This is a genomic window from Streptomyces sp. NPDC088810, from assembly GCF_044750305.1.
Lineage (GTDB): Bacteria > Actinomycetota > Actinomycetes > Streptomycetales > Streptomycetaceae > Streptomyces.
In genome coordinates, this window is sequence record NZ_JBIVJQ010000010.1 from 151,356 (window position 1) to 168,486 (window position 17,131).

The window sequence follows — 17,131 nt, forward strand, 5'->3', positions numbered from 1 at the left end:
CCCCGTCTCCCTTCGTCGCGTGAAGGTGGAGTGGCGTCGATGCTGTAGTGAGCCCGCTTCCTCGCGGCCGCCGCTTCGGCAGCTCACGCTGGGGGCAGCGCGATCACGGCTCGCCGACACGAACTGGGCGGGGTGAGGTCGTGGAACTGCAACAAGGGCGCCGCCCCCAGCTTGGCGAGCTGAGGGCGGCGGCTATGTGGCGGATGGCGCTTCAGTGCGGTCAGGTTGTGTTGGGACCCTGATTCAGGTACAGGATGAGCGGGATGGCCAGTCCTACGAAGACGCCGTTGAAGATGGCGACGTCGCTGAGCGGTGCATGGCCCACGAGGATGAGAGACAACGTTGTTCCGTACGCAGCCTGGGTCATGACGACGACGCCGCCGAAGAACACTCGGTCGCCGTTCCGCCTTTCCCACGCGACAATCGGCAGGAGCGTGAACGGGCTGACGGCGAGCGCCGCACCCGCGAGTGCGCAGTGTCCGATCGTGACGGAAACAGCGACAACGAGCATCTGCCCCAAGATGAGAGAGACGTAGAAGTAGAAAAAGGCTTTCACTTGCATTACCGAACCTCCGGTTCGCGGTTGAGGATCATTTGCAATTGCCGAGCGTTCGTCCACTGTCCGAACCTCCGTGGTGCTGTGAAGCACGCCACCCGCTACGCGGCCAACTATCTGCTTCGAGGCTGATGGCGACCACCGCCTTTAAATCTCAATTCAGTCACAGCCGGCGCGTTGAACTTCCAAAAACTGGACAAACTGTTCGACGGGAGAAGGCCGCGAAACGGGCGTGTTACATGGCTATCGGTCGGGGATCTCGGCATTACGGACACTCCGCACCGGGCCGGCGAACACGGGCCACCGGAAAACGGGTTGCAAAAAGCCCGGGCCTCCCTCATGCGGAGACCCGGGCACAACCGTCCTACGGATCAGCCGTGCTTGGCGCGGATCGCGGCGCGGGCGCGCTCGCGGGCGTCCAGGTTCACCTTGTGGATGCGAACGACCTTCGGGGTCACCTCAACGCACTCGTCGTCACGGCAGAACTCCAGCGACTACTCCAGGGACAGCTTGCGCGGCGGCACGATCGACTCGGCCACATCGGCCGTCAAGGACCGCATGTTGGTGAGCTTCTTCTCCTTGGTGATGTTGACGTCCGTGTCGCCGGAACGGGGATTCTCGCCGACGATCACGTCCTCGTACACCTCGGTGCCTGGCTCCGCGAACAGCACTCCGCGTTCCTACAGCTTCGTCATCGCGGTCGGCGGACTACGGAGCCGCTGTTGCCGGTCTGTAGGGTGCCGAACCAGGATCGATAACCCTCATGGCGGGGTGGGCGATACCTGTGCCGCGGGTGTTAATGAGGGCCTCAGGCGGAACCCGATAAGACCCCGCGAGGGCATCACGACTCCCATGCGAACCCAGACGGAGGCGTGGTTGGACAGGTCATTCCCTGGTTCGCCCCCAAAAGAGGCCCCCGACGCCCGCAAGGCGTGACGAGCACGGAGTGTTCGGTTTCCAGACCTCGATCCTCCTGAAGGAGAGCGCGAAGATTACCCGCTGGCAGCAAGTGCCGGCGTGCCTGCACGGCCGCCCGGACACCGTGCTGGGTGTCCTCGACTAGAGGGCCTATGAGTGGCGAACCGCGACGCCGGAGGGGGAGCGCCGACTGAGTTGGACCGGGAGGTTTGGATGCGTCATGCCGATGTGTCATGCCCTCCCAGTACCGACGCACTAGTTCATGTCCCCTTCCCCCTTCAGCGTCTTTGTGATTTTCGCATTGGCAGCCTCCTCGTGACCGTCGATACAGCCGTGGTAGCGACGGTGGATCACCTCGGGAGAGTTTCCGACTCGTCGGGCCACTTCCGCGATGGGGACCCCAGCGTTCAGCCAGCGTGTGATGCAGGCATGTCGCAGGTCGTAGGGGCGCCCAGCCAGCGGCGAGTCGACGCGTTCCGGAGGAAGCGCATACTTCCGCGCTTCCTCCCATACCCGCCAATAGGTGGAAGAGCCGACTAATCCCCCGCGCTCGTTGCCGAACACACGCCCTTCCTTGCCGGTGCCGAACTCCCTCAGGTGGGCCTGGAGGATCGTGACCAGCACGGGCGGGATGGGGACCGGCCGGTCACTGGACGCCTCACGCGCCTTCAGGCCCCGGCGGTCGTGCCGCTCGCCTGAGTCGGTCCACTGCTTGCCGGAGACGGGGCGGGTCTCCCGCAGCGTGAGCGTGCCCCAACCCGTTTCTGGCAGGTGGCAATCAGACCGCCTCAGCCCGACCGCCTCAGCGGGCCGCAGGCCCGCGTAGTACAGGACCGCGTAGAAGGCCACCAGGCGCCGTCCCCGGCAGCGATCCCATGACCCGACGTAGGAGACAGCGGTGAGCAACTGTCGGGCCTGCACGGCATTCACCAGGACGCGACGGTCCACCACCTCATTGGAACCGACGTGCTTCCGGCGGACGCGCTGAAGAGGGTTCTCCGGGAGCTCCCCCACGACCACGGCGTGTTCGAGGGCGGTATTCAGAGCGCGGCGCCGCCGCTTATACGTATCGCCCGCAGCCGGAGTGCCGTCCAGCTTGTAGCTGAGGCGGTACAACACATCCTCGAACACCTCGGGATCGGCCAAATCACCCAACGGCCGGTCGGCCGTCGTGACCCAGTGGTACGCAACCTTGAGTCCGGCCGGCGGGTCCTCTCCCGCGTTCGCGGGCACGATCCCCCACCGGAAGGCCAGCCGAAGGGCCTCGTCTTCGGGGGTGCCGTCCCCGCGCTTGACCATGGCGAGCGTCACGGCCGCGAGACCGTCGGCCATGCCCTCGCGGGTCTTGGCCGCAGCCGTACGCCACCGCCCGGCCACGTACTTCCGGCAGAACTCGAACCAGCGCACCGGCGATTCAACATCCGCTGCCTCGGTAGCTTCGGCCGCCGCGCGCACCTCGGACTCCGGCAGTCCCGATTCGATCTCAAACGCTTCACCACGCCGGTTCATGGCCTGCCACAGCTCGGATCGTCGGCTCTCCGCGAGAGCCAACGTGGTGTACGTGTCGCCGTGCACCCGTCCTGCGACCACCCACCGGAGGCGCCAGGGGCGGGACTTGCGCCCGGTCTTGGTCACCTTCCACAGCTTGACGTCGAAGGAGTAGCCCGGCCGGGCCGACCCTCGGGCGCGCCCGACCGGGGTGTCGCGCGGGGTGCTCACGCAGCGTCCTCCCGCTCCGCAAGCCAGCGCTCGTACTCCGACCGCCGGATCCGCACGTCACCGTTCGGGAGCTTGATGGCGCGGGGGCCCTTCCCGAGCTGGCGCCACCGGTAGAAGGTCGACGGAGCGACCTTCAGATCAGCGATGAACTCCTTGACGGTCATCTTCTCGTCCCGCGTACGGGCGCTCATTTTGCCATCCCTTCGGCTTCATCCCCACCGGACATGCCGGACAGCTCCAGTGCCGACTGTCCGGGGGGTTCGTACTGGTCAGAGGGGGTCGCCGGACAGTCGGACAGTCCGGACACCTCGTGGGCGCCCTGGGTCCTCGTCTCGGTGTTCGGGTAGTACCGACCGCCGGCGTCCTTGGTGAGCTGTCCGGCGTCGGCCATGCGGGAGCACGTGCGGCGGATCGTGTCGATGTCGACGTGCGGCAGCTGGCCCGCCATGTCCTTCGGTTTGGCGCCAGGGTGCGCGCGGACGTACCGCAGGATCGTGGCGCGGGTGTCGCTGACTGTGTGGTCGGTGACCGGGCCGTCCAACAAGTGCCAGGATCCGGAAGCGGGTTGGAAACTGAGGGCGTACTCGGCTTCGTCGACGTCGCGGCCGGTGACGTGCAGGATGCCGTCTGCCTGTCCGCGCGCTCGCTTCAGTACGAGCGTGGCGTCTGCGGCTCCGGCGATGCCGTTGGTGCCGGAGACCTCGGTGAGGAAGTCCTCGGAGCTTGCCTTGCGTACGTGGTGGACCAGAACGACGGCCACGCCGTAGTGGTCGGCAAGGCGCTTGGCGTAGCCGACGGCGACATAGTCCGCGTCGTAGGCCGATACCCCGGCCGGGGCCTGGCCGCGCATCTTGGCAAACACGTCGATGACGACCATGCGCGCATCCGGGTTGCGCTCCAGCCACTGTGCGATGGCTTCGGTGCCGCCCTGGGGGAAGGGTGGGCATTCGGTGACCAGGGTCAGCCCGGCGGGAGCGGGCTGTCCGCCGAGGATCTTGCCCATACGGGTCTGGAGCCGTCGCGGGGTGTCTTCCAGCGCCAGGTAGAGGACTGGTCCCCCCTCGACCGGCACGGAGTCGAACGCCTTGCCGCCGGCCGCGGCCGACAGCCCCAGTCCGAGGGAGAGCCAGGACTTGCCGACCTTGGGCGGTCCGGCGAGCACGCTGACGCCTTCGGCGAGGATACCGGGCACGGCCCATTTCGGCTCGGGGAAGTGCGCGGCCATGAGTTGATCGGCCGTCCATGCCGTCCGGGGGCGCTCCCGCTTGGGCGGCGCCATGGGGGCCGTCTCGGGGTCGCTCGGCACGGAGTACAGGTGCAGGGACGGGATGGCGTTGGCGCTCATGCTGCGACCGTCCGGGGCCGCCGCGCTCCGGCACGCAGGCCGGAGGCGATGGTACGCAGGGCCTCGCGTTCCCCCTGGCCGACTTGGAGCGCGGCCGTGAGAAGCCAGCCAGTGACGTCGCTCTCGTTCAGCTCGCCTCCGGCAACGAGCTGTCCGAGGGCTACCGCGGCGATGTAGAGGCTGTTGTTGTGCTCGTGCGGGCCAGAGCTCGTGACTCGCTCCACCTCCCCGTTGACGGCGGAGCGGAGGAAGGCGGCGCGTCGTCCGCGGCCGGTGAGGGCGACCTTAATGGGCGTCTGCGGGGGCAGTGGGGCCGGGCGCAGAAGTTCGGCGAGCCAGTCCGGCAGGGGTGCGACGGGGGCGTTGCGGGTGACCTCGTACGGGTGACCGGCGAAGGTGCTGCCCGCGCCGACTACGAGCCCGCCCCACGCGCGGGTGTCGACCTTCCAGCCCAGCCCACGGGCGCTGTCCCCAGCGGTGTTACGCAAGAGCTCGCCCTCGGGCGCGAGGAAGTACAAGTGGGTGCCGCCGCTCCACGTGCGCACCGTGTACGTGTCGTCGGGGAAGGGCTGGCTGTGGCGCTCGCAGAGCACGGCGAGCACGTCGGCGCCGTCGGTGACGCCGTGCTCGGCCCAGGCGGCCGGCGGGGTGTCGCCAGGGTGCTTGGGCCTGTCCAGGTCGATGACCACCAGGCCGGAGGGGCCGGTGGCGATGCCGACGTTGAAGGGGGCAGCAGACCACGCGCGGCTGATGCGGTCGGGGTCCGTGGTGGCGCGGGTCTCCCAGTCGGAGACGGCCGGGCGCTTGTCGCCGGCAACGAGAGGGAAGACGCGCCAGTCACGCGTCGCTGCGTCAAGCGCGGCGGTGAGCTGGGCAGAGCCGACCGAGTGCGGCATGCTGGGGGTTCTCCTGTTCTGTCTACGGATGGGCAGGGAGAACCGCGGCGGCGGGCGACCTTGCTGGGGAGTCCCGCCGCCGCGGCGTTGCTACTGGTTCTTGGCCCAGGCGGCGTACTGCTGCCGGACGTAGTAGCGCGGGTCACAGATGACGGCCGTGTTGTCCAGCTCCATAAGCCGCTGCGCGGCTCGGGTGGCGAGGTCGGCCGCGTCGCTCGTGGCGCTGTCGGCTTCGTCGCTCAGCGCGATCCGGTCCAGCAGCGCGGCCTTGCGAAGCCAGAACTCCCGGTTCAGCACGTCGTAGAACGGCCGGTCGGCGGCCGTCCTGGCAGTCCATCCGATCTCGCTCACCATGCTCGGGGCGAGCGCGTATGCCTCTTCCGGCGTGGGCCACGGCTCCGGCTCGGGGCGGTGGTCGGCCGTGACGTACAGGCGGCGACGCTTCCCGTCGCGGGTGGGGTACTGGCGTGCCGAGCCGGTTTCGAACGCGGCGGCCAGGACCCGGTTGACGCGGTCGGTGTCGGCCGGGTCGCAGATGATGCGGATCTCGAACACGGGTCAGTGCTCCTTGCTGGTGTTGATGGACGGGAGTCCCGGAAGCCCGGCGGCCTCCACGGCCGTGAAGTCGAAGCCGGGCAGGGCGGCGCGGGTGATGAGGGCCTGGGCGAGCTGTTCGGCGTAGGCGGCACCGGTGCGGGCCACCTCGATCTGGGCTCCGGCCCGCAGGGCCTCGACGCGCTCGATGTGGGCCTGTTCCTCGCGGCGGGCGGTGGCCTGCCGTTCGTGGGCGGTGCGCTCGCGGCGGTCGGTGCGCCAGTACCGTGCGGCGAGCCCGTAGGCGATGGCGGTGGCGAGCACCCACAGGAGCAGCGGCAGGGACAGCCCGTCGGCGTATCCGGCGACTCCGGCGATGGCGAGCCCTCCGGATGCGGCGAACGCGGTTCCGGCGATCACGGAGTCTCCGGCTCGGCCGATGCTCGCGCACACGCCGGCCGCGGCGGCTCCGAGGGACAGCGCGGTCATGAGGACGGCGTTGCCGATGGAGTGTTCGGCTCCGTTGGCGTTCCAGATGCGGGCCAGGATCAGCACGGTGGACGTGGCCAGGGCGGGGGCGGCCTTGGGCACGATGATGGCGAGCTGGTGTCGGGCGGTGATCTGTTCGTTCATGGCCGGGCTCCTCACAGTTGCTGGATGGCGTCGATGACGGCGGCGGCGAGCTGGTTGATGGGGCCGGCGGCGCCGGTGGAGGCGAGGAAGAAGCCGAACCCGGCGGCGGTGAAGGCAGCGCCGTAGCCGAGAGACTTGGAGCGCAGCAGGAAGAACAGGACGAGTCCGAACAGGGCCACGAGCGAGACGGTGACGGCCACGGCGGAACCTCCTTCGGGGGTGGTGTGCTGGGTGGTCAGTGGGTGCCTTCGCGGTAGATCCGCTGGGCACGGTTGAAGAGCCAGCGGCCGACGCGTATGCGCTTCCCGGTGGCCTTGCAGCGGCGGCAGCTCTTGCCGCGCTTGGGCCGTCCCTTGCGGTCGGTGTCCATGGCGAAGCCGAAGCCGTGGCACTTGCGGCAGGTGCCGAACGGGCTGGCCGCGCACATTCCGACGTAACCGAGCGTGATGGCTAACAGGCAGGCGATAGCAAGGGCGATGAGGGGCATGAGGGGCCCTTCCAGGCGGTTTCCGGGGTTTTCGCAGGTGGGGTGCTATGCGCTAGATCGCAGATCAAGTGCTGTGTGGACTGCTAGCAGGGGTGCTACCGGTAGCAGTGCGAGGTGCTACCGGTAGCACCGTTCCGGGCCTAGGCGGCGCCCCACTTCTCGTCACGCTCTGCAATGGCCTTCGTGAGGTCGGCGCGGGTGATGCCGCGGCGGGTGGTGCGGGTGCCGTCGTCGGTCGTGCCGGCCACGTCGCGGGTCTTGATGCCGTGTGGCTTGAGCGCGCTGGTGACGTTCTCGCCCTTCCAGCCGCCGTAGACCTCCGGTCGCAGCTCGGCGAGCCGGGCGGCGATCCGCTCGTTCCACACTCGCTCCTCCGACGGCGGCACGACCGCGGCGACGTCGGCGAGCAGGTCGTACGAGGGGCCGGTCACGGCCTCGGGGTCCTCTCCGAGCGCGTGCCCAGACAGGGTGCCCTCGGCCTTGCGCAGGGCGTAGGCGCGCTGGGCGATGGCGTGGGTGGCGTTGTCGTCAAGGTAGGCGGTGCGCACGACGACCGGCAGCGCGGTGGCGCCGGCGAGGTAGCCGTTACCGGCGTCGATCTCCGGGCGGAACGAGGTGGCGCGTACGCCGTTCTTGTACGCAGAGGTGCCGAGGATCATGTCGTTCTCGACCTGCCCGGCGACCTTGAGGGCGAAGCGGATGGACACGTTGCCGCTGATCCCGGTTGGGAGCGAGTCCTTGTCCGGGCGCTGCGTGGCCAGGATGAGGACCACGCCCAGCGCGCGACCGAGCTTGATGATGAACTCGGCGTCGTCACCTGCCTGTTTGCCGTACTTGGGGTGGGCGAATAGGTTCTGGCACTCGTCGAATACGCCCACGAGCGGCCACAGCTTCAGCGAGCGCTTATCGGCGATCTCCCGGGTGATGCGCTTGTCCGGGCACAGGTCCCGCGGCAGCTTCTTGATCGCAGCCGCGCGGCGCATGACTTCGTCGCGCAGCAGCTTCAGGGAGTCTGCCGCGTACTTGATCGAGTCGTCGTCGATGCCGGAGACGAACCGGTGCGAGACGCATTCGAGGGAGTCCAGGTCACCGGTGCCCTTGTTCTCGTGCAGCCACAGTTCCACGCTCGGATCCATGGCGGCGCCGCATGCCAGCACGCGCACGGAGGCGGTCTTGCCCTGGCCGGGCAGCGAGCCGATCAGGATGTTGTGCTGAATCATCGGCACGGACTGAGCCCGGCCGCGCGGGTCGATGCCGAACGGGATGCGCTTGAAGATGTCGTGCTTCCGGGCGTTGGCGAGCGGCCACTTGACGAGACCGGTCTTGGAGAGGTCCCGGTCGCCCACCCAGAGGATGAGCCGTCCCTCGTGTTCGCTCGGGTCGGCGTCGGGCCACACGCAGCCGAGGGGGCGGCGCAGGCCGGAGGCAAGTCGGGCGCGCCGGTCGGCCACGTCGGCGACCGTAACCCCAAGGGGCAGGTCGATGTCCGCGCGCCACCCCGGACCCTCGCGGGTAATGGGGGCGACGAACTTGATGCCGTCCTGGCCCTTGGCGACCGCGGACGTGATCTGACCGATGCCGATGGACGCCATGGCCTTGACCACGATGTCGCTGGTCAGCTTCTGCACCTCGGTCTTAATGACGGCCCGCGTGGCTAGCGGCGCATCTGCCGGCGCGCCGAGCCAGCCCAGCGTCAGCACGGTGAGCGTGGCGGCGATGGCCTGCGTGCGCGGCTCGGCTCCGAAGACCAGGAACAGGCCCGTGGCCAGGGCGACGAGGGCGCCGAGGACGGTGACGATCGTGCGCAGCCGTACCCGCCGGTCGCGCTGTCGCGAGAGCTTCAGGTACAGCTCGGAGTTCTCCCGCCGCGCCTCCGCCTGTCGGAGCGGCTCGCCCTCCGCGTCGACCGCCCACCGGCCGATCCTCCCCAAAGTGTTGGCCAGGCCGCGCGGCGAGCGCCAGATCAGCTTGGGCACGTAGAGGAACGGCACTCGGACCGCATGGAAGGCGATGGTGTGCCAGACGTGCCCGGCCAGCCACCGCATCGCATCGGCGAACTCCAGGCGCGACTTCACCCACGCCGGGAGGATGTCCAGCCGCTCGGAGTCGCGGATGCGGTTGACCAGACCGGGGCCCGACTGAGTCGGCGCCGAACGGTCGACCAGAGTCGGTCCGGAGTCGTCCGACTCCCCCTCGCTCGGGTCGCCCGACTCGGTCGGCTTCGCGTCGGCCGACCGGTCAGGCCCGGAGTCGGGCGACGCGTCGGGCCCGTGGTCGGCCGACTCGGTGCGGGCCGACCGGGCCTTGTCCAGGTCGACCACGTCGCCCGCCGGGGCGGCCATCTCGGCTTCCAACCGGTTGAAGAGTTCGTTGTCGTCGTCGGGGTGTTTCACTGAGTGTTCCTTCTCTCTGGGAGGGACGCGGGGCCCGGCCGCTGCTTTGGTCGGTTTGGGACCGGGCCCCGCGCTGAGCAGGTCAGGCGGCGCGCTGTTCCTTCGGGTAGGCACAGAGGACGCACACCCCGAGCGAGGTCGGGATGCAGTAGCTGTAGGTGATCCGGCACTGCGGGCACGTGCGGCGGGCGAGCATCGCCAGGGCGAGCGCACCCCACTTGCGGGAGGTCATCGGCCGAACCGGCTTCGCACGGTCGACGCGGTAGAGGTAGGCCACCTGCACCCCGGCCTTGCGGCCGCGGTGGCGGCGCATCACCTGCGCGGCGACCGGCTGTCCGCCGGGTCGCAGCCCAGCCGTGCGCAGCTGCCGGCGGGTGGCGTAGCCGTCCGGGGCGAACCGCCAGGGGTACGTGGGGATGCCGAACCGGGTGCCGGACGGGTCGAAGCACTTGGCGTAGGCGGACATCAGGCGGCCACCCCCACGACCGGAGCATCAGTCCGGGCCCCGGCGCGGCCGGCGCGCCGTCCGGTGACCGTGGCGAACAGCCGCCCCAGCCCAGCCCGACGGGTGCCGGCGCGGGCCTGCTTGGCCGCGTACATCGCCTCATCGGCCCGCCTCAGCAGGCCGGACAGGTCGTCGCCGGGGAAGTCCGCGGCACGCACCCAGCCGAGAGAGACCGTGGTGTGTACGGCCGGGTCCTGGCCGTCGACCGGGCGGGCGAGCACGCCGTGCAGGACGGCGAGCATGTCCGCAGCGGTGCCGCGGTCCTCGATCAGCACGGCGGCGAACTCATCGCCCCCGAGCCGCCCGGCCACCCCGGAATCGCCAACGTAGTGGGCAAGCCGGGCCGCGGTTGCCGTCAGCAGAACGTCTCCGGCCGCGTGGCCGAAGGTGTCGTTGATCTGCTTGAAGCGGTCGACATCGGCCAGCACCACGACCGCTCGGGCATCCCGCAGGAGTGCGGTGGCGCGGCGGGTGAATGCCTCGCGTGTCCGCAGCCCGGTCAGCGGGTCACGGCGTGCGACGTGCAGGCGTCGCCGTAGCCACAGCGTGTGGGCCGTCCAGCCGGAGGCGACCGGCGCCGCGGCGGCCAGCATGCTCAGCCAAGTGTTCATGCCGCCGCCTCCTCGGTCTCGTTGCCGTCGACGGAGTGCAGGCGTCGGCCTTCGGCCCGCTCGCTGAGCAGCAGGTCACGCAGCACACGGGAGTTGGCCGCGGAACAGTGCAGCGTGGTCCGGATGGATTCGGCGTTGATCGCGTCATCGGCCCATTCGGCTGTGGCCTCACGGGCTTCGGCAAGCAGTTCTGCCGGGGTCCGCGGTGCCTTGGAGGCCTTGCCCTTGCCCTTGGTACCGGCCGAGCGCTTGCGCGGCGGCTTGGACGCCTCCTGTTTCGGCTCCTCTGTCTGCTGCGGCTGCATGGGCGGCACGTCTTCGCTCGCCGGGGAGAGCTCGCCCAGCTTCAGCAGCACGCGTTCCGGGCGCGGGGTCTTCGACCGCCACCGCCGACCGTGCCGCTCCCGCAACCGGGCGCGGGCCAACTGCCGCTCACGCTCCCGCTTGAGCGCCTCGGAGTACGAGGTGATCTCCCACAGCGTCATCCGCCGCCACAGGGCGAACGTCGACAGCGGGGCGAGCATCCAGCGGGAGAAACGCACCTTCTCCATCCGCCGGCCGGTCGCGGCTCCGATCCGCACGGCGTAGACGTGAGCACCGATCTCGGAGAACACCACCCACAGCAGCGGCATCGTGCCGTGCGCCAGCCTCGCCCACAGCGAGTGCCCGGCCGCGACGTTCAGCCCGCAGGTGACCAGCGTCAGCGCCCACGGGACGAACCGCACCCACGCCAACGCCATGTCCATCCGGATCAACAGCAGGTTGGCCACGGTGAACACCGGAATGGCCACGTCGATACCGACGGGCAGCATCCACGGCTCACTGAAACCCCACCGGGTAGCGGCAGACGAGACCGCATCGAGTGAGGCGATCAGCCCTAGGGCGCCGACACCGGCAGCAGCCAGCGCGCCCAGTCCGGCAAGGCCCATCTCCGGCTTCGTCAGCGGCGGCACCGTCGGCCGCGCCGTCTCGGTCACGGTCGTCATGCGGCCGCTCCCTTCTGGGAGGACCGGCGGCGCCTCGCCGGGCGTGCCATCGAGACGACGTTGAACAGCTCCGGGGCGTGTGCCTCGATCACCTCGGCGGCGATGCGGGCCACGTCGTCCGGCGGGTTGTTGTACTCCGGGTCGGCGAGGATGTCGCGCGCCGCGTCCAGGCGTGCCGCACGCTCCTCGCCCGTCTCGCCCTCAACCCCGAGCCAGAGCTCAACCGGGGTACCAAGGGCCAGCTCCACGAAGTCCTCTGCAGAAACGGCCTGTTGATGGCCGACGTACGTGCGCATGGTTCTCTCCTGAGTCGAAGGAGCAGGGAGACCGCGGCGGCGGGCGACCTTGCTGGGGAGTCCCAACACCGCGGGCTTCAGATTGACCTAGGTCAATCTTACTGTCAAGGGGGGCTCACGGAAGAACAGGGATTGACCTAGGTCCGGCTACTCTCGAAGCCATGGAGCAGAGCCCAGAAGCGCCCAAGCAGACGCCGACAGCTAAGGAGATCGCCGCCGATTTCCGGGCGAAGATCACGGGCCCGTCCCGCTCGTACGAGCCGGGTGATCAGCTGCCCGCGGCTCGCCGGCTCGCCAAAGATCTCGGCGTGCAGCTCATGACTGTGCAAAGCGCGTACGGGCAGCTCCGTGACGAGGGGCTCGTGCTTACCCAGCAGGGCCGCGGAACCTTCGTCCGCGACCCCTCGGTGCCGCTGGGCACCGAGCCGGGCAGCAGCCCCGCGTTCACCGCGCTGTCCGCTGAGCTCAGCGCGATTCACGACGCGCTTCGTACGCTCGGTGAGCGGCTCGATCGTCTTGAGCGGCTCGTCGGTAGCGAGACTCCACCCGCGCCGTGAGCCCGTCCGCACGCCTCAGCAGTCGCTCAGCGGTGGCGCGCGCCTCGATCAAGCCCACCTGGATTGCGGCGAGCTCGGCACGGGTCAGGCCGCCCGAATCGCCGCTTCGCTCATTGATCCCTGGCATGCCAATGAGCATGCGGTCGGAAACAGCAGAGGACCCGGACAGACTGTCCGGGTCCTCTTTCCTTGCAGGTCAGGCTTGCTGACGACCCATCATTGGGTGGCCTCATCTACGGCGTCGAGCACTGCCTCCCAGGGGAGTTCGCGCCCGGCCGGCGCATCCCTCGGCTCGTACAGCGGCCAGACATCGGGGCCGTAGACGAGATGCACTCCTCCCGCCCGTAGCGCGTCGATGTGCCGTTGCCACGAGGGGTGGCGAGCGTGCGCCGCGTTCACCCGCGGGAAAACAACAACGGGGAGATCAAGAGTGCCGATGGCCTCGCCAACCTGCGTCAGCGCCTGATTGTCCATCAGGCCGGTCGCGAGCTTGGCGATCATGTTGGCAGACGCGGGGGCGACCACGTAGCAGTCAACCGGCGGATGCGGCCGGGCCTCGCCAGGAAGACGCGGCTCATCGCGTACGGGGAGCCCGGTCAGCTTCTCCAACCGCTCATGCTCCCCGCTCGTGCGCAGCCACTGACCTGCGGTTGGCGTGAGCGTGACGGCCACCCGCCATCCACGGCCTATGGCGGGCTCCACGAGCCCAGTGCGCAATGCCTCTACGCCCCCGGCAGCCGACCCGACGACTCCGAGCACTCCACGCTTGCCTGAACTCACTGCACCGCCCTGCACCGCTGAGCCATCGCGAACACGTCCGACGAACGCGAGCCGCCCGTCACCGGAGACTGCTTGATCAGGTCTCGCAGCGTCTCGCGCACCCTCGGATTGTTGCGTACGAGCTGCGGCGACGTGCGCTCGGCTGTGCGCAACTCTGCGAAGGCCTCATCGCCCTGCCCGGCGAGCGACAGGGCACGCGCGAAGTCGATCCGGTGCGAGACGCTGCGCTCCTGCGGCATGTGGTCGACGTTGATCCGGCCGTGCTCCACCACGTACGACACGTTGTCGAGGTCCAGCTCAATGGACAGCCGGTGAAGCAGCACGTTCGTCGGCCCGAAACCGGTCTGCCAGTAGTTCTCATCCGAGCCGAGGTCGTCCGCGAGTTCCTCGGCACGATCCAGCAGTGCCGTTGCGGTAGGCCGGTCCTGATGGCGTGCCGCCGCGACGGCGGCACGCAGGTGGATCATTCCCAGCAGGCTGAGGGCCGCCGGGTTGTGATCGGTTACCTGAGACGACAACCAGGCTGCGGCCGTGTTGCCCAGTTCGAGGGCGTCGTCATAGCGCCCATTGGCGAGCAGGGCGTGCGTACCGGAACGTGCGGCGGACGCCAATACGAGCGGGTCGTCCGACTCGTCAGCGGCTCGCATCGCGCGCTCGGCTGCGAGCCACGAGATGTCCGACTCGCCGATCTTAGCGAGTGTCGTAGCCGCAAGGTGATGCGTACGGGCTGAGACTGCCCAGCAGTCGCCACGGTCTTCGCCGCGGCGTACCGCTCGTTCCTCCAGCTCCTGAGCCGTCTGAAGCAAGCCAGGCAGTGCAGCGATGACGCTGCCAAGCCGGCCGCCCTGGTAGTCGTTCCACGCATGCTCCACGCGCACGGCCACAGGAGCTGGCGTCGGGAGCTGCGCCTCAGCGTCCGGTCCAAAGAGGAGACGCGACAGCCGGCGCGGGCTCATGAGGGCGTCGCGCACGGCGGGGACGTCGTCCTGTTGCCGCTCGTCTTCCATGAGGACGGACTGTCCGAGCAGGTCTCCCAGGGGCACGCGCAGGATGCGCGACAGCTCCGCGAGCATGTCGATGCGGGGCGGCTTCCTTCGACCGGTCTCGATCTTCGCCAGCCAGTCAGTGCTCCGACCGACCAGGCCGGCCAGCACCTCTTGCGTGTAGCCGCGCCGCTTTCGGTAGAACGCGATGCGCTCGCCGATGCTTAGGTGATCTCCAAGACCACGCATGGGGTGCTGCCTCCCGCTGCTGAGGTAAGGGCGCCATTCACGGTACCGACGCGGCGATGAACCGGTAAGTGATCTCGGCCCACCCGCCACCATGACCAGCGTGTGGCACCGGACGAGGCAGAACCCGGACGGACTGTCCGGGTCCGGCAACCGCGCTAAGAGATGTCCGCACTGTCCGGCTGTCCGGATATGGCTCTCACCTGCGCCAACACCGCGGACACCCGGAATGGAGACTGTCCGGGGTGTCCGGGTCGGGGTGGACGCGCTCAGACATCGCGTACGAGTCGGGGCCGGGGAAAGGCCCGGTTTGCCACGTCGATGTGCGCGCACGTCTTCCCTTTGTTGGTGAGCGCTGCGCCGGTCTCGCGTGCCATCACAGGGAAGAATTGCTGGCCGTCAGGTGACTGGCTGGAGGTGACCCAGTCGTATCCCGGTCCCGCACGCAGGGCCCATCGCACGAGTCGGCGCCCCAGCCCCTGACGCTGCCATTCAGGGATCATCGAGATCTTCGCGATCAGACCACACTGACAGTCATGACAGACGTTCCAGATCAGGACTGCGTGATCAAGGCCACCTCGATCGCATACCCGCAGAACCTGGGCGTCCCCAGCCCCGCTGTTTGGGTAGTACAGGAAGAACCGCGTATCCCTTGGGTTGCGTAACTTGATCCACCACCATCTGAACTCACCCACCTGCTCAGGCATTTAACCTCCGTGTTCGCCTGAGTAGACCGTACGTCGCCCGTCTGACAGAGCAAGGGCGTAGTGCGGCCACATCCATGGGCCGGCATCGACCGGCCCCACCCAGCTCCGAGAGGCTGTAACACCCAGGGCCCCCGCGTGTTACAGCTACCGGCGAGCCGGTCGCCAGGGCGCGCAGGAGCCGGAGGCGACTTCCGGCCTGGCCTGGCCGTGAGGACGCAGACAGCAGGAGCGAATCTTCCCTACCGCATCAAGGGCTCGCGCGACGAACGGGCTGGCCTTCACACGCGTATGGAAAAGGGGGCCGGCTCGTTATGCCGCCGTGAGTTGCCTCGCTTGAGAATCGTCCGGCCTGGATCTAGGAATTAAACTTCGATCCGGATCCCTTCGTGTGAATGAAGGCCGCTAAAGACAGCCTCGATAACGACTGCCGACACATTGAGGATTAACGTCGCTGGTAGGGGCTTCGTCAGACTGACGTGCGGTCGCGCGTCCGGTTCCCCTGACCCCAACCGACGACCTCGAAGGTGGTGGGCGATGTTGCGATAGATGCCCTTCGCACGATGGGTTTCCAAGCCGTCGGCCAACGAGTCCCTGTAGACCACTGCGCACCCATAAAGAGCTTCAAAACTTGACGCAGCGTGACCACAGCGTCCAATGCAAGAGTTCCACCGACAATTGCGCTAACTGGCAGAAGCCATAGTGCCGCCGCCAAACCAGCCGCAGAACCTACCACTGCTCCATTTTGCACGCGAAGCACCAATTGAGCATGGCGAAGGTCTGCGTCTCTTAGGTCGGAGCCGCGTAGGTCGGCGAAAGCAAGGTTGGCGCGATGCAGATCTGCGTCTCTTAGGTCGGAGCCGCGTAGGTCGGCGAAAGCAAGGTTGGCGCGATGCAGGTCTGCCTCTCTGAGATCAGCGCCATGCAGGTCGGCACGCCGGAGATCGAGCGGAGCACCTTTCGCTGCACGCGGAGTCAGCTTCGCAGTGAGGTGGGCAGCGAGTTCGTCCGAGAGTTGATGGTGGGTGCTGGAGAGTAGATCTACCGCATCGCTGCGGGCGTCGTCAGGGGCATCGGGACATGCTAAATAGAGGAGACCTCGCAAAACTTCCTCAACACTCTTTTCCTCCATTACACCTCCTCCCCTTCAGGTCTAGGGTAACGCTAATCGAAGGTAAGCCTACACATCGGGCATGTACTGCGCTGGAGACCCAAGTGCACCATGAGGAAATTGAGCGCCCTCTGCTCACTGTCTCGTAACGCATCCTTGGCCGTTAACCCTTCCATTTCCTTAGTTCTGAGGAATTTACTAACAAGCCGCTCCCAGTGATCCTCCGCCAAAACCCAGTCGCTCCCGTGCCATCGGACAGCGAATTGATTCGCTAGTCTTTCTTCATCTCCGCCAGCGTCGTGGAGGGCGGAAAGCGACCGCACAATCACCCTCCCTCGTCCGTCGGCGGGATCGTATAGCGTCGCAACTCGTCGAGCAGGTCTGACATCTCTTGTGTCCGATGACTGTCAATCTGTGTGGTCACGACGTAGCCAACTGCCGCCCCGATGGTTGCAGGCACCACTGCCCAACCCGCGATCGAAAGCGGCCAGGCGCACCATTGCTGCTTCACATTTCCTGGAGAGGTGATGGTCACGAGCACGTCGTAGGCGTTTACCCAACCGTTCAGGAAGCCGTTGAGAAGGTAAAGGGCAGTAAGACCGAGCATTCCGGGCACCAGTCGAAGCAGCCATCGGTGAAGACGTGGTAGAGCATCCCGGGATCTCCATAAGCGGCGCGCACGGGCACGCCAGTTCGGTTCGGGCGGCGGTATCGACACTTCCCCCGGAGTCACGACTTGAGCGTATCGTCCGTATGGCTCTCACGGGAGGGAATGCCGAGGAATCATGAAAGCACATGGTGATTGCCACAAACTTTCGAACGCGACGGTGGTTCAATCACACCAACCGCAGCAGGCCACCCCCGGCCCTGG

21 protein-coding genes and 1 pseudogene are annotated in these 17,131 nt (G+C 67.8%); 1 reads left to right on the forward strand and 21 read right to left on the reverse strand.

The window, feature by feature from the left end; genetic code table 11:
* Positions 1-220 precede the first annotated feature (220 nt).
* The 15 genes and pseudogenes from ACIP4Y_RS28520 to ACIP4Y_RS28590 form a co-directional block, all read right to left on the reverse strand.
* Entirely contained in the window at positions 221-619 is a 399-nt protein-coding gene (locus ACIP4Y_RS28520; RefSeq protein ID WP_401398608.1) for a hypothetical protein, read from the reverse strand.
* Between the two features lie 308 nt (positions 620-927).
* Positions 928-1,446: pseudogene (locus ACIP4Y_RS28525) on the reverse strand (translational GTPase TypA); the annotation flags it as partial.
* A 283-nt stretch (positions 1,447-1,729) separates the two neighbouring features.
* Positions 1,730-3,193, reverse strand: a complete 1,464-nt coding sequence (locus ACIP4Y_RS28530; RefSeq protein WP_401398610.1) for a tyrosine-type recombinase/integrase — start codon at positions 3,191-3,193, stop codon at positions 1,730-1,732.
* Complete coding sequence (locus tag ACIP4Y_RS28535; RefSeq protein WP_401398612.1) at positions 3,190-3,384, reverse strand: helix-turn-helix transcriptional regulator; 195 nt, start codon at positions 3,382-3,384, stop codon at positions 3,190-3,192. The genes ACIP4Y_RS28530 and ACIP4Y_RS28535 overlap by 4 nt, the downstream gene beginning before the upstream one ends.
* Complete coding sequence (locus ACIP4Y_RS28540) at positions 3,381-4,538, reverse strand: AAA family ATPase (protein WP_401398614.1); 1,158 nt, start codon at positions 4,536-4,538, stop codon at positions 3,381-3,383. Before ACIP4Y_RS28540 ends, ACIP4Y_RS28535 begins: the two co-directional genes overlap by 4 nt.
* Positions 4,535-5,434, reverse strand: a complete 900-nt coding sequence (locus tag ACIP4Y_RS28545) for a bifunctional DNA primase/polymerase (RefSeq protein ID WP_401398616.1) — start codon at positions 5,432-5,434, stop codon at positions 4,535-4,537. Before ACIP4Y_RS28545 ends, ACIP4Y_RS28540 begins: the two co-directional genes overlap by 4 nt.
* A gap of 90 nt (positions 5,435-5,524) precedes the next feature.
* Positions 5,525-5,989 carry a hypothetical protein gene (locus tag ACIP4Y_RS28550; RefSeq protein WP_401398618.1) on the reverse strand — a complete coding sequence of 155 codons (465 nt, stop codon included), beginning with the start codon at positions 5,987-5,989 and terminating at the stop codon, positions 5,525-5,527.
* Positions 5,990-5,992: 3 nt separating this feature from the next.
* Positions 5,993-6,601, reverse strand: coding sequence for a hypothetical protein (locus tag ACIP4Y_RS28555; protein WP_401398620.1), 609 nt, complete (start codon positions 6,599-6,601; stop codon positions 5,993-5,995).
* A gap of 11 nt (positions 6,602-6,612) precedes the next feature.
* The gene (locus tag ACIP4Y_RS28560; protein WP_108708704.1) at positions 6,613-6,801 is read right to left on the reverse strand and encodes a hypothetical protein; all 189 of its coding nucleotides are present in this window, start codon (positions 6,799-6,801) and stop codon (positions 6,613-6,615) included.
* Between the two features lie 35 nt (positions 6,802-6,836).
* Positions 6,837-7,088 carry a hypothetical protein gene (locus tag ACIP4Y_RS28565; RefSeq protein ID WP_401398622.1) on the reverse strand — a complete coding sequence of 84 codons (252 nt, stop codon included), beginning with the start codon at positions 7,086-7,088 and terminating at the stop codon, positions 6,837-6,839.
* Positions 7,089-7,228: 140 nt separating this feature from the next.
* Positions 7,229-9,481 carry a cell division protein FtsK gene (locus ACIP4Y_RS28570; RefSeq protein WP_401398624.1) on the reverse strand — a complete coding sequence of 751 codons (2,253 nt, stop codon included), beginning with the start codon at positions 9,479-9,481 and terminating at the stop codon, positions 7,229-7,231.
* A gap of 82 nt (positions 9,482-9,563) precedes the next feature.
* The gene (locus ACIP4Y_RS28575; protein ID WP_401398626.1) at positions 9,564-9,947 is read right to left on the reverse strand and encodes an RRQRL motif-containing zinc-binding protein; all 384 of its coding nucleotides are present in this window, start codon (positions 9,945-9,947) and stop codon (positions 9,564-9,566) included.
* A complete protein-coding gene (locus ACIP4Y_RS28580; RefSeq protein WP_401398627.1) occupies positions 9,947-10,597 on the reverse strand; it encodes a GGDEF domain-containing protein in 651 nt (216 codons plus the stop codon). The genes ACIP4Y_RS28575 and ACIP4Y_RS28580 overlap by 1 nt, the downstream gene beginning before the upstream one ends.
* Positions 10,594-11,583: a DUF2637 domain-containing protein gene (locus tag ACIP4Y_RS28585; RefSeq protein ID WP_401398629.1), complete on the reverse strand. Its 990-nt coding sequence runs from the start codon at positions 11,581-11,583 to the stop codon at positions 10,594-10,596. Before ACIP4Y_RS28585 ends, ACIP4Y_RS28580 begins: the two co-directional genes overlap by 4 nt.
* Positions 11,580-11,879 carry a hypothetical protein gene (locus tag ACIP4Y_RS28590; protein WP_401398631.1) on the reverse strand — a complete coding sequence of 100 codons (300 nt, stop codon included), beginning with the start codon at positions 11,877-11,879 and terminating at the stop codon, positions 11,580-11,582. Before ACIP4Y_RS28590 ends, ACIP4Y_RS28585 begins: the two co-directional genes overlap by 4 nt.
* A gap of 161 nt (positions 11,880-12,040) precedes the next feature.
* Between ACIP4Y_RS28590 and ACIP4Y_RS28595 the strand changes: the two genes are divergently transcribed.
* A complete protein-coding gene (locus tag ACIP4Y_RS28595) occupies positions 12,041-12,436 on the forward strand; it encodes a GntR family transcriptional regulator (RefSeq protein WP_401398633.1) in 396 nt (131 codons plus the stop codon).
* Between the two features lie 216 nt (positions 12,437-12,652).
* Here the strand turns inward: ACIP4Y_RS28595 and ACIP4Y_RS28600 are convergent, their stop codons facing one another.
* The 6 genes from ACIP4Y_RS28600 to ACIP4Y_RS28625 form a co-directional block, all read right to left on the reverse strand.
* Positions 12,653-13,231, reverse strand: a complete 579-nt coding sequence (locus ACIP4Y_RS28600) for a flavoprotein (RefSeq protein ID WP_401398635.1) — start codon at positions 13,229-13,231, stop codon at positions 12,653-12,655.
* On the reverse strand, positions 13,213-14,448 hold the full coding sequence (locus ACIP4Y_RS28605) for a helix-turn-helix domain-containing protein (protein ID WP_401398637.1): 1,236 nt from the start codon (positions 14,446-14,448) through the stop codon (positions 13,213-13,215). Before ACIP4Y_RS28605 ends, ACIP4Y_RS28600 begins: the two co-directional genes overlap by 19 nt.
* Positions 14,449-14,714: 266 nt before the next feature.
* The gene (locus ACIP4Y_RS28610) at positions 14,715-15,152 is read right to left on the reverse strand and encodes a hypothetical protein (protein WP_401398639.1); all 438 of its coding nucleotides are present in this window, start codon (positions 15,150-15,152) and stop codon (positions 14,715-14,717) included.
* Positions 15,153-15,618: 466 nt separating this feature from the next.
* Positions 15,619-16,281: a pentapeptide repeat-containing protein gene (locus ACIP4Y_RS28615; RefSeq protein WP_401398641.1), complete on the reverse strand. Its 663-nt coding sequence runs from the start codon at positions 16,279-16,281 to the stop codon at positions 15,619-15,621.
* Positions 16,282-16,313: 32 nt separating this feature from the next.
* A complete protein-coding gene (locus tag ACIP4Y_RS28620) occupies positions 16,314-16,589 on the reverse strand; it encodes a DUF6313 family protein (RefSeq protein WP_401398643.1) in 276 nt (91 codons plus the stop codon).
* Positions 16,586-16,867, reverse strand: a complete 282-nt coding sequence (locus ACIP4Y_RS28625; RefSeq protein ID WP_401398645.1) for a DUF6313 family protein — start codon at positions 16,865-16,867, stop codon at positions 16,586-16,588. The genes ACIP4Y_RS28620 and ACIP4Y_RS28625 overlap by 4 nt, the downstream gene beginning before the upstream one ends.
* Positions 16,868-17,131: the final 264 nt, after the last annotated feature.

Bases quoted from the DNA above. Each gene is read 5' to 3' on its own strand.
- ACIP4Y_RS28535 (WP_401398612.1), bottom strand. From the start codon at position 3,384: ATGAGCGCCCGTACGCGGGACGAGAAGATGACCGTCAAGGAGTTCATC.
- ACIP4Y_RS28540 (WP_401398614.1), bottom strand. From the start codon at position 4,538: ATGAGCGCCAACGCCATCCCGTCCCTGCACCTGTACTCCGTGCCGAGC.
- ACIP4Y_RS28545 (WP_401398616.1), bottom strand. From the start codon at position 5,434: ATGCCGCACTCGGTCGGCTCTGCCCAGCTCACCGCCGCGCTTGACGCA.
- ACIP4Y_RS28555 (WP_401398620.1), bottom strand. From the start codon at position 6,601: ATGAACGAACAGATCACCGCCCGACACCAGCTCGCCATCATCGTGCCC.
- ACIP4Y_RS28565 (WP_401398622.1), bottom strand. From the start codon at position 7,088: ATGCCCCTCATCGCCCTTGCTATCGCCTGCCTGTTAGCCATCACGCTC.
- ACIP4Y_RS28575 (WP_401398626.1), bottom strand. From the start codon at position 9,947: ATGTCCGCCTACGCCAAGTGCTTCGACCCGTCCGGCACCCGGTTCGGC.
- ACIP4Y_RS28580 (WP_401398627.1), bottom strand. From the start codon at position 10,597: ATGAACACTTGGCTGAGCATGCTGGCCGCCGCGGCGCCGGTCGCCTCC.
- ACIP4Y_RS28585 (WP_401398629.1), bottom strand. From the start codon at position 11,583: ATGACGACCGTGACCGAGACGGCGCGGCCGACGGTGCCGCCGCTGACG.
- ACIP4Y_RS28590 (WP_401398631.1), bottom strand. From the start codon at position 11,879: ATGCGCACGTACGTCGGCCATCAACAGGCCGTTTCTGCAGAGGACTTC.
- ACIP4Y_RS28595 (WP_401398633.1), top strand. From the start codon at position 12,041: ATGGAGCAGAGCCCAGAAGCGCCCAAGCAGACGCCGACAGCTAAGGAG.
- ACIP4Y_RS28605 (WP_401398637.1), bottom strand. From the start codon at position 14,448: ATGCGTGGTCTTGGAGATCACCTAAGCATCGGCGAGCGCATCGCGTTC.
- ACIP4Y_RS28610 (WP_401398639.1), bottom strand. From the start codon at position 15,152: ATGCCTGAGCAGGTGGGTGAGTTCAGATGGTGGTGGATCAAGTTACGC.
- ACIP4Y_RS28615 (WP_401398641.1), bottom strand. From the start codon at position 16,281: ATGGAGGAAAAGAGTGTTGAGGAAGTTTTGCGAGGTCTCCTCTATTTA.
- ACIP4Y_RS28625 (WP_401398645.1), bottom strand. From the start codon at position 16,867: ATGCTCGGTCTTACTGCCCTTTACCTTCTCAACGGCTTCCTGAACGGT.